7 protein-coding genes and 1 pseudogene are annotated in these 10459 nt (G+C 72.8%); 2 read left to right on the forward strand and 6 right to left on the reverse strand.

Annotated elements, in window-relative coordinates:
• Positions 1 to 57: 57 nt before the first annotated feature.
• The 3 genes from ABZ342_RS45575 to ABZ342_RS45585 form a co-directional block, all read right to left on the reverse strand.
• On the reverse strand, positions 58 to 2631 hold the full coding sequence (locus ABZ342_RS45575) for a hypothetical protein (RefSeq protein ID WP_360487347.1): 2574 nt from the start codon (positions 2629 to 2631) through the stop codon (positions 58 to 60).
• A gap of 16 nt (positions 2632 to 2647) precedes the next feature.
• Positions 2648 to 4324 (reverse strand): energy-dependent translational throttle protein EttA, encoded by a 1677-nt coding sequence (ettA, locus tag ABZ342_RS45580; RefSeq protein ID WP_155545549.1) that lies wholly within the window; start codon positions 4322 to 4324, stop codon positions 2648 to 2650.
• Positions 4325 to 4459: 135 nt separating this feature from the next.
• On the reverse strand, positions 4460 to 6478 hold the full coding sequence (locus ABZ342_RS45585) for a cytochrome c oxidase assembly protein (RefSeq protein ID WP_360487351.1): 2019 nt from the start codon (positions 6476 to 6478) through the stop codon (positions 4460 to 4462).
• A 56-nt stretch (positions 6479 to 6534) separates the two neighbouring features.
• On the opposite strand from ABZ342_RS45585, the gene ABZ342_RS45590 reads away from it, so the two are divergent.
• On the forward strand, positions 6535 to 7173 hold the full coding sequence (locus ABZ342_RS45590) for a histidine phosphatase family protein (protein WP_360487354.1): 639 nt from the start codon (positions 6535 to 6537) through the stop codon (positions 7171 to 7173).
• Here the strand turns inward: ABZ342_RS45590 and ABZ342_RS45595 are convergent.
• Together ABZ342_RS45595 and ABZ342_RS45600 are read right to left on the reverse strand one after the other, a co-directional pair.
• Positions 7147 to 8298 (reverse strand): ATP-binding protein, encoded by a 1152-nt coding sequence (locus ABZ342_RS45595; protein WP_360487366.1) that lies wholly within the window; start codon positions 8296 to 8298, stop codon positions 7147 to 7149. The genes ABZ342_RS45590 and ABZ342_RS45595 overlap by 27 nt on opposite strands.
• A 197-nt stretch (positions 8299 to 8495) precedes the next feature.
• Positions 8496 to 9674 carry an MFS transporter gene (locus tag ABZ342_RS45600; RefSeq protein WP_360487357.1) on the reverse strand — a complete coding sequence of 393 codons (1179 nt, stop codon included), beginning with the start codon at positions 9672 to 9674 and terminating at the stop codon, positions 8496 to 8498.
• Positions 9675 to 9886: 212 nt separating this feature from the next.
• On the opposite strand from ABZ342_RS45600, the gene ABZ342_RS45605 reads away from it, so the two are divergent.
• Positions 9887 to 10270 (forward strand): peptidase inhibitor family I36 protein, encoded by a 384-nt coding sequence (locus tag ABZ342_RS45605; RefSeq protein ID WP_360487360.1) that lies wholly within the window; start codon positions 9887 to 9889, stop codon positions 10268 to 10270.
• A gap of 95 nt (positions 10271 to 10365) precedes the next feature.
• On the opposite strand, the pseudogene ABZ342_RS45610 reads toward ABZ342_RS45605, so the two are convergent.
• Positions 10366 to 10459, reverse strand: a pseudogene (locus ABZ342_RS45610) (ATP-binding cassette domain-containing protein); the annotation flags it as partial.

Below are 10459 nucleotides of genomic sequence, written 5' to 3' on the forward strand. Positions count from 1 at the left end.
TTCGGTGGAACGGCCGAGGGCGGGCGACCCGGATCCGAGGGCCGCCGCGGGCCTCGGTCAGTCGCCCGAGCCGTGCCGGCGGGAGTCGGAGACTTCGGCTCCGTGGCCGTTGCGGCCGTGACCGTTGCGACGGCCGGTGTCGTTCGATCCCAGCTTCTTCACGAGCGCCGCCGCGCTCGCGGTGCCCGCCTGGTGCTCGGCCAGCGCGCGGGCCAGAAGGTCGGCGAGGCCCGCGTCCGGCGGGGGCTCGTCCTCCGCGATGGCGCGCGCGTAGCTCTCCGGGAACGGTGCCGTCGCCGGCGTCCAGTGGCCGAAGTCCTCCATCGGCTCCAGCGACGGCGGCATCCGCAGCCGCGGCAGCCAGGGCTCGGCTTCGTCGCGGTAGTCCGGCACCGACGGCGGCTCGTCCTCCGGCCGCGGCGGCGGCGCCAGCTCCGGCTGGGCCTCGGCGCGTTCCCGACGCGGGCTTTCCGCGCCGGACTCGGTTTCGCGCGGGCTTTCCGCGTCTTCCGCCCGGCGACGGCCGCCGCTCGCACCGCCCGACGACGAAATCCCCAGGCGGTCCAGCACCGACCGGGCGGCCTCCGAACCGTGCTCGGCGTCGTGCCGGGTCGACGGCTGCGGTTCGCGCCGCGCCTCCCACGGCTCCCGCTCGGCGGCGGGCTCGGGGGCGAGCGGCAACGCCGGGGTGATGCGCGTGGGCGCCGACTCCCGTTCGGCGGCGGTCTCCCGCAGCCGCGATTCGGCGAGTGCCGCCCAGGAGAACTTGGGCTTCTCGCTTTCCTGGGGCGCCGGTGGCACGACCGGTTCGCCGGTGGTTTCGGGCCGGCGCTCGGGCACGCCGCGGACTTCGATCGGCTCGGCGGGGACCTCCGGCGCGCGCCGGCGTCCGGACGGCTGCGCTTCGACGGGTTCCGGCGGAATCGGCGGCGCCTGGCCGGGCGACGCACGCCGCCACGGCGGGTCGACGATCGCCGACCGCACCTCGACCGGCTCCGGCTCGCGCCGGCGCGCGGGTTCGACGCGCTCCGGCTCGACCGGCCGCACCTCGACGGGCTCGGGTTCCCGCCGTACCGGCTCGACCTCGGCCGACCGCACCTCGATCGGCTCCGGCCGGCGCTCCGGCTCGCGCCGGCGTCCCGTCGGCCGGACCTCGACCGGCTCGGGCCGCCGCCGTTCCACGATCACCGGCTCCGGGCGCACGCGAGGCTCCGCGGGCTCGTCCCGCACCGCCGGCAGCACCGACGTCTCGGCCACGTCGGCGGTCGCCCGCGGCCGCTCGAACGACCACGCGGGGGCCGGCTGCCGCGACTCGGGCTTCGGGGTCTCCTCGCGGCCGAACGACCACGCCGGCGTCGGCGGCTCGACCGCGGCAGCCGGGGCCGGGGCCGGGGCAACCGGAACCGCCACGACGGCCGGGACGACCGGGACCGGCCGCGACGGCACCGCCTTCAGCACCTCGTCGAGGTCGACCGACGCCGGCTCGCCCGAGCCGAACTCGCCGGCCAGCACGCTGCACGCCTGCCGCCGGGCCCGCGCGTGGAGCTGCTCGGCCGCCCGCGAGCGGTACAGGCACGCGATGGCTTCTTCGGCCTGCCCGAAGCGCTCCTGCAGCTGCGCCAGCTCCAGCCACAACCGGGCGGTGACGGCGGACATCCCGTGGCGGTCGGTGCTCGCCACGGCTTCGCGGACCAGCTCGATCGCCGCTTCACCCGAACCCGAGGGCAGGTGGATCCGCGTCGCGACGGCCAGCCGCAGCCAGCCCAGCGGCGCGACCCCGGCCGCCCGCACGGGCTCGGCCAGGATCGGCTCGGCGATCTCGTACGCCATTTCGGCGTCACCGCGGTCGAGCAGCGTGCTCACCAGCAGCAGCACCAGCCGGATCCGGACGAGGCCGCCGTCGTCGGCCGGGTTGTCGAGCTTCTCCAGGAAGCCCAGGCCGGTCCGGGCGGCGTCGGCCGCCGCGGTCAGATCGCCGTGGCGGCGCCGGTGCGCGGCCGTGCCGACGCGCAGCAGCGCCCGCACCAGCAGCTGGGTGTCGGCGCTCAGTGACTCGTCGCCGAGGACGAGCTTGTCCGCCTCGACCAGCGCCCGGTCCAGCTCGGCCTTCCGGCCCAGCAAGCCGAGGCAGCCGACGAGGTGCGTCAACGCGGCGGCGCGGTGCACCGGCGAAACGACGGGGTCGGTGAGCACCGGCCGCAGCGCGGCGAGCCCGGTCAGCGGCACGCCCAGGCTGCGGGCGCACACGGCGAGGTCGATGCGCAGCCGGGCGGCGATGTCGCCGTAGCCGGCGTGCTCGGCCGCGCGCAGGGCCGCGACGGCGCGCCCGACCGTGCCCGGCCGCTCGCCGAGGCGGACGCGCGCGGACACGACCAGGCTTTCGGCCCGGATCCACTGCTCGTCGGCACCGGCGGCTTCGGACAACGCGGCCGCGCGCTCACCGAGGACGAGGGCGAGCTCGGGCGCCCGCAGGTGCAGGGCGTCCGCCCGCTCGATCAGCCGTCCGACTGCGGAGAGGGTTCCCCCGGCATTGGCGGAGCGCCCGCTCTCCCCCGCCGACGCACGTCCTCCCGCGGAGGCGGCGTTCGACATCGAGAGCGGGCCCGTCCGGTGCTGCTTGCTGGCTTCCACGGGGAAACCCGCCCCCTCAGTCGCGGGTCAGCTTGCGGTGGGTGACACGGTGCGGGCGGGCGGCCTCGGCGCCCATCCGCTCCACCTTGTTCTTCTCGTACCCTTCGAAGTTGCCCTCGAACCAGAACCACTGCGACGGGTTCTCCTCGGTGCCTTCCCAGGCCAGGATGTGCGTCGCGACCCGGTCGAGGAACCACCGGTCGTGCGAGATCACGACGGCGCAGCCGGGGAACTGCTCCAGCGCGTTCTCCAGCGAGCCCAGCGTCTCGACGTCCAGGTCGTTCGTCGGCTCGTCGAGCAGGATCAGGTTCCCGCCCTGCTTGAGCGTCAGCGCCAGGTTGAGCCGGTTGCGCTCACCACCGGAGAGCACGCCCGCCGGCTTCTGCTGGTCCGGGCCCTTGAAGCCGAACGCGCTGACGTACGCGCGCGACGGCATTTCGGTCTGCCCGACGTGGATGTAGTCCAGCTCGTCGGAGACGACCTGCCACACGGTCTTCTTCGGGTCGATCCCGCCGCGGTTCTGGTCCACATAGGACAGCTTGACCGTCTCGCCGATCTTGACGATGCCGTCGTCCGGCTCCTCGAGCCCGACGATCGTCTTGAACAGCGTGGTCTTGCCGACGCCGTTCGGGCCGATCACGCCGACGATGCCGTTGCGCGGCAGGTCGAACGACAGCCCGTCGATGAGGACGCGGTCGTCGAAGCCCTTCTTGAGCTTCTCGACCTCGACCACGACGCTGCCCAGGCGCGGGCCCGGCGGGATCTGGATCTCTTCGAAGTCGAGCTTGCGGTGCTTGTCCGCCTCCGCCGCCATCTCCTCGTAGCGGTCGAGCCGCGACCGGGACTTGGTCTGCCGGGCCTTGGCGTTGGACCGCACCCACTCGAGCTCGGTCTTCAGGCGCTTCGCGAGCTTCGCGTCCTTCTTGCCCTGGACGGCGAGGCGTTCCTGCTTCTTCTCCAGGTACGTGGAGTAGTTGCCCTCGTAGCCGACGACGCGGCCGCGGTCGAGCTCCATGATCCACTCGGCCACGTTGTCCAGGAAGTACCGGTCGTGGGTGACGGCGAGGACGGCGCCGGCGTAGCGGGCCAGGAACTGCTCCAGCCACAGGACACTTTCGGCGTCCAGGTGGTTGGTGGGCTCGTCGAGCAGCAGCAGGTCGGGCGCGGACAGCAGCAGCTTGCACAGCGCGACGCGGCGGCGCTCACCCCCGGAGAGGTGCGAGACACCCTCCTCGGGCGGCGGGCAGCGCAGGGCGTCCATCGCCTGCTCGACGGTCGAGTCGAGCTCCCAGGCGTCGGCGTGGTCCAGCTCCTCCTGGAGCTGGCCCATCTCCTCCATCAGGGCGTCGCTGTAGTCGGTCGCCATCAGCTCGGCGATCTCGTTGTAGCGGTCCAGCTTGGTCTTGATCTCGCCGAGGCCCTCCTCGACGTTCCCCCGGACCGTCTTCTCCTCGTTGAGCACCGGCTCCTGCATGAGGATGCCCACGGTCGCGCCGGGCTGGAGGAACGCTTCGCCGTTGCTGGCCTGCTCGATCCCCGCCATGATCTTGAGAACGGTGGACTTACCGGCACCGTTCGGCCCGACCACGCCGATCTTGGCGCCGGGGTAGAACGCGGTGCTGACGTCGTCGAGGATGACCTTGTCCCCGACGGTCTTGCGCACCTTCTTCATGGTGTAGATGAACTCGGCCATACCGACGATCGTAGAGCGCACCTGATCGCGACCCGACGCCGGTCACCGTCGGACTACCGAAAGTCAGCCCGGGATCACCGAAACCGTCGTTTCGGCCGGCTCCGAGACGGTCTCACCCTCAACCGGAAGTCGAGACTATTCGGCGCGCTTCCCCTCGGCCATGTTCTTCAGCATCGCGTTGTAGGCGTTCAGCTCTTCGTCGCCGGTCGCCGCTTCGCGCCGGTCCCGCCGCTTCGCCTCGCGCTCGTCCTGGCGCGACCACTGCACCAGCAGCGCGATCAGCACGAGCAGCACCGGGAGCTCGCCGGACGCCCAGGCGATGCCGCCGCCGAGCCGCTGGTCGGTGAGCAGGTCGGACACCCACGGCAGGTGCAGCTGGCTGTAGAACGCCCGCCCGATCACGGTCTGCGTGCTCATCAGGATCACGCCGAAGAACGCGTGGAACGGCATCGCGGCGAACATCATGCCGAGCCGGCCCAGGTACGGGATCCGCCGCGGCGCGGGGTCGACGCCGATCACCGGCCAGTAGAAGACGTAGCCGGCGAGCAGGAAGTGCGCGTTCATCACCAGGTGCGCCCAGTGGTAGTTCAGCGCGTTGTCGAAGATGCCGGAGAAGTAGAGCGCGTAGAACGAGCCGACGAACAGCAGCAGCGCGACCACCGGGTGGGTCAAGAACCTCGACACCGGGGAGTGCACGAAGGCGACGAGCCATTCCCGTGGTCCCGGCGGGTCGTCCTTGCCCGCGGCCGGCAGGGCGCGCAGCGCGAGCGTCACCGGCCCGCCGAGCACGAACAGCACCGGCGCCACCATCGACAGCAGCATGTGGTTGCCCATGTGGACGCTGAACATCGCGGGCGCGTAGCGGCCGATGCCGGACGACGTCGCGATCAGCAGCACGACGCAGCCGACGATCCAGGAGACCGTGCGGCCCACTGGCCAGGAGTCGCCGCGGCGCAGCAGCCGCTGCACCCCGGCGAGGTAGAGCCCGCCCATGACGAGCGCGAGGGTGCCGTAGACCAGGTCGAAGCGGGTGTCGAAGAGCAGCCGCCACACCGTCGGCGGGCCGTCGAGGTTGTAGCCGATCAGCAGCTCGGTGGTGGACGGCTGGGTGACCGCGTCCGCCGGTGGCGGCGTCCTGGCCAGGCCGGACGCGATCCCGATCGTGACGAACATGATCAGGATCTCCACCGCGGCCAGCCGCATCAGCTGGCCGCCGCCCTTGCCGTCGACGAGGTCCGCGACGCCCTTCCGGCGCTGCTGGTGGCCGAACACGCCGAGCAGCAGCAGCGCGACCGTCTTGGCGACGACCAGGAGGCCGTAGTCGGTGGTGAAGAGATCGTTCAGGCCGATCCGGACCAGTGCGTTGACCACGCCGGAGATCGCCATCACGATCCAGCAGACCAGCGCCAGCCGCGAGAACCGCTGCGCGGCCAGGCTCAGGTGGTTCCCGCGCCGGTAGCCCAGCGCCAGGAGCGCGACCAGCCCGCCGACCCAGAGGGACGCGGCGACGAGGTGGAACAGCAGGCTGTTGGTGGCGACGTCGTGCGAGCCGCCGCTGGCCGAGTGCCCGGTGACCGCGACCGGGACCAGCCCGCCGACGGCCAGGAAGAACAGCACCGCCGTCCAGCCCCACGACAGCGCGAGCCGGCAGCCGAGCGCGACGAGGATCGCGATCAGCGCGGTCCACAACCACGCCTTCGGCTGCTCGATGGCGCCGACGAGGTCGAGCAGCGTCTGCGGGTCCAGTACCTCGCCGAACGGCTTCCCGGCGGTGTCGGCGGCGGTGAAGGCGACCGAGAGCAGGGCCGCGCCGAACCACACCCAGGCGGCGATCCCGGCCGCGCGCAGGGCGCCGTAGCCCTCCGGGCCGAGCGTGCCGGACTTCTGCGGCGGCACCAGGAACGCGGCCAGCAGCAGCGACCCGACGCAGATCACCGACGCGGCTTCGGACAGCACGCGCATGACCGTGATGCCGTACTTGGTGACCAGCCCCGGATCGGGCAGGCCGGCGATGACGTAGCCGGCCCCGCCGGTGAGCGCGATCAACCCGATCGCGACGACCGCGGCCAGCAGCACGCCGACCGAGATCAGGGGCAGCACACTGGCCCGGCGCTGCGCGGGAGCGTCGGATTTCGTCACGGGCTCGCTGGACACGCCCCAGAGGGTATGCCCAGCCCCGGTCACGCCCGTGTGACGGGCAGGATGGGACCGTGAAGATGATCCTGCTGCGGCACGCCGAGTCGCTCGGCAACGTCGACGAGCTCGCCTACACGCGGATCCCCGACCACGCCCTGCCGCTGACGGCGAAGGGCGAGCGGGAAGCGCTTGCGGCCGGACCGGAGATCGCCCGGCTGCTCGACGGCGAACGGCCGGCCGTCTACGTCAGCCCGTACCTGCGCACGCGGGAAACGTTGCGGCTGCTGGACATCGAAGCGTCCTGCGAACGGGTGCTGCAGGAGCCGCGGCTGCGCGAGCAGGACTGGGGCAACCTCCAGGACCCCGCCGGCCAGGAGGTCCAGAAGGCGCGGCGCAACGAGTTCGGGCACTTCTTCTACCGGCTGCCCTTCGGCGAGTCGGGCGCGGACGTCGACGACCGGGTCGCCGCGTTCCTCTCGGACCTGCGCCTGCGCGACGAAAGTCACCCCGAGACGGTCCTGATCGTGTCGCACGGGCTCACCGTGCGGCTGCTGTGCCGCCGGCTCTTCGGCTGGAGCATCGAGCTGTTCGAGTCGCTGACCAACCCGGAGACCTGCGAATACCGCGTCCTCGAAGAGCACGACGGCAAGTGGGCGCTGGACCGGCCGTTCGCGCAGTGGCGCGACTCACCCGACGGGGAAACCCAGCTCTAGCGGGGCGGTCAGGACGACGCGGGTGCCCTGGCCGGGCGCCGAGTCGATGCGCGCGGCGCCGCCGATCTCGGCCAGCCGGGCGTGGATCGAGTTCTCGATGCCGAACCCGGCGCGGTGCGCGCCGATGTCGAAGCCGGTCCCGTGGTCGCGCACGGACACCGTCACGACGCCGTCATGCTCTTCGAGGCACATGACGGCTTTGCCCGTCTTCGCGTGCTTCAACGTGTTTCGCAGCGCTTCGCGCGCCGCGTCGTGCAGGGAATTGACGACGCCCTCGGGGACTTCAGCGGGCTTCGCGAGCGTGACGAGGTCGACGCGCAGGCCCTCCGCCGTCATCTCGACCGCCAGCGCGCCGAGCCGGTGCTCGAGGCCGCCCGGCTCCGCGGGCGCGTCGCCGTCGAGGCTCAGCCGCAGGCGCAGGGCGTGCGCGCGGGCGATGCGGCGGACCTGGTCGAGGCTGCCCACCGGGTCGAGGCCGTCCCGGGGCGCCGGCAGCGCGAGCGACTCCATCACCTGCAGGACCGTGTCGTGCAGGTCGCGGCGGTGCCGCTCCCGCTCGGCGGCGCGGCCGCGCTGCTCCCCCAGCCGGTGCGCGAACCGCATCGCGCCGGCGACGAGCATGACGATCGCCAGCGCGGTCGCGGCGGCCGCGACCAGGGCGAGCACGATCCACGTCGCGGGCGCCGACGTGCCGGACACCAGGGCCATGCCGTAGCGCAGGAGCACCGCCCCGGTGATCGCGATCGCGCCGGCCGGAGCGCCGCGCAGCAGCGTCCAGACCATGACCGTTCCCATGATGTTCGGCCAGGTCAGGGCGAGCAGACCGGGAGCGAACATGGCCGCGGCGAAGCTCGTGACGAGCGTGTACGCGGTGTCGGCGGCGAGCACCGGCCGGATGCCGGTGCTGCGGTGGAAGACCCAGGCCACCTCGGCCAGGTTCGGCACGAGGTAGAGCACGATGGCCAGGCCGAGCACCGGCGCGCCCAGCGGGCCGCCGGCCCAGATCGCTTGCAGGAACAGCGCGAGCCGGAACGCGACCGGCACGAGCACGAGCCTCGGCACCGCGCCCTGCACGAGCGGGAGCCCGGCTCCGCCGGCGAGCGCCCCCGCGCCGCCGAGCAGCACAACCCTCACGACGTCCTCCCCGGGTCAAGGCCCCTACCCTGACCAGCCCACCTGAACTTGTAACGTCGATAAATTCATTTCAGCTTACGACGCGCTCAGCTTGCCCCGCTTGGTTCCGCACTGTCAACGGGGCTTCGGCGATAGGGGCCGTACGGGGAAGAGACGCGACCCGGGAGCGGGCGGCTCCCGGCTTTTTGTCACGATTCGGCCGTCAGCGCGGCCGCCTCCCGCTTGCGCGCCCGCCGGGCCCCGAGGGCGGCGGGCAGGATCAGCGCGGCGACCAGCCCGACGAACCCGAACGCGACGCCGTAGTCCGTCACCTGGGCGATGCCGCCGACGATCGGCGGCCCGCCGAGGAACCCGGTGTAGGCGATGGCGGTGACGAAGCCGATCTCGCGTTCGCCGCCGGTGCCGTCCCCGCGTTTCCCGGCGTCGCCGGCCAGGCTCAGTGCGAGCGGGAACGACGCGGCCAGGCCCGCGCCGGCCAGCGCGAAGCCGAGGTATCCGGCGGCGGCGACCGGGATCGTGGCCGCGGCCAGCAGCCCGGCGGCGGCCAGCACCGAACCCGCGGCCAGGCAGCGGGTGGGGCCGAACCGGCGTTGCGCCCGGGAGCCGGCGAGCCGGGTCAGCGCCATGACCAGCTGGAAGCCGGCGAACGCGAGGGCCGCGGCGCCTTGGCCGACACCGCGTTCGGCCGTCATCAGCAAGGCGGACCAGTCCGAGGACGCGCCCTCCGCGATGGCCGAACAAAGCGCGACCGCGGCGAGAAGCCACAGCACCGGACGGCGGATCGGCGCCCGGCCCGGCGCTGCTTCTTCCGTGTGCTCGGGCCGGCTGCCCGGCACCGCGCGGATGACGGGGAGCAGCACCGCGACGGCGACGACGGCGGCCACGGTCAGGTGGCGCCCCGGGGACCAGCCGTGGCCGGCGGCGAGGCTCGCGGCCAGCGCCCCGGCGAGGGCGCCGACGCTGAACCCCGCGTGGAACTCCGGCATGATCGGCCGGCGGATCCGTCGTTCGACAGCCACGGCGGCGACGTTCATCGCGACGTCGAGCATCCCGACGCTCATGCCGATCAGGAGCAGGGCACCGGCCAGCAGCGGCACGGCCGGCGCGAAGCCGACCAGCACCATCGAGCCGGCCGCGCACCCGGTGCTGCCGGCGACGACCACGCGGGCGCCGGCCCGTTCGATGATCCGGCCGGCTACCGACGCGGCGGCGAGCATCCCGGCGCTGGCGCCGAGCAACGCCAGGCCGAAGACCCCGGGCGAGGCGTGCACCTGCGCCGCCAGCGCGGGCGTGCGCGAGGCCCAGGAGCCCAGCGCGAGGCCGTTGACCGCGAAGACGACGAACACCGCAACCCGCGCCCTGTCCATGGAGCCAGCTTGACGGAAGTGCTCACGGCCGGGCTAGCACCTCCTCCGCACCCCCACAAGACCGTTCGCGGATCTGTGGACAACCGGTTCCCGCCCGGCCACCTGTCCACAGATCCGAAATCGCGGGCTGACAAATCTTCCCCCGCCCGCCAATCTGGAATCACCAGTTCACCGCGGCCCGCGAAGCCGCGATTCCAGAGGGGAAATCCACGATGTCTTCACGCCGTCTCCGCGCCCGCCTGCCGCACCTGCTGATCCTGGCCGCGCTGGGTCTGCTGACCAGCGTCGGCACTGCTCAGGCCGCTTCCGCACAGGAGGAACCGGGGTGCCAGAAGGGTGAATTCTGCCTGTGGTCGGCAGGCGACTACGGCGGCGAGATCCAGCGGTTCGACCTCCGCACCGCGAATCCAGGGGAATGCATTCCGCTGCCCGAGGGATTCGCCGGATCGTCATTCGCGAATCTGCTGACGCGGGACGTCACGGTGTACCAGAGCGAGGAATGCTCGACCGAGGGAGATTTCGTCACCTACCCGGGTGGCGGCACGTACGTGCCGGACGCGCGGTTCCTGGTCCGCGGGATCCAGATCTGGGAGTGACGCCCTGACCCGGGCCCGCACCGCCGCCCGCTCCCAGGGGGGGAGAGCCGGCTCGCGGCGGCGGCCGGACCCGACCGGGGCCGCTCCCCCGCCAGCAGGGCGAGCGCCCGCGCGATGCCGATGCGCTGGCGCTGGCCGCCGGAGAACTGGTGCGGGTAGCGGTTGAGGTGCTCGGGGTTGAGCCCGACG

This window comes from Amycolatopsis sp. NPDC005961, from assembly GCF_040629235.1.
Lineage (GTDB): Bacteria > Actinomycetota > Actinomycetes > Mycobacteriales > Pseudonocardiaceae > Amycolatopsis > Amycolatopsis camponoti.

Bases quoted from the DNA above. Each gene is read 5' to 3' on its own strand.
- ABZ342_RS45605 (WP_360487360.1), top strand. From the start codon at position 9,887: ATGTCTTCACGCCGTCTCCGCGCCCGCCTGCCGCACCTGCTGATCCTG.
- ettA (WP_155545549.1), bottom strand. From the start codon at position 4,324: ATGGCCGAGTTCATCTACACCATGAAGAAGGTGCGCAAGACCGTCGGG.
- ABZ342_RS45600 (WP_360487357.1), bottom strand. From the start codon at position 9,674: ATGGACAGGGCGCGGGTTGCGGTGTTCGTCGTCTTCGCGGTCAACGGC.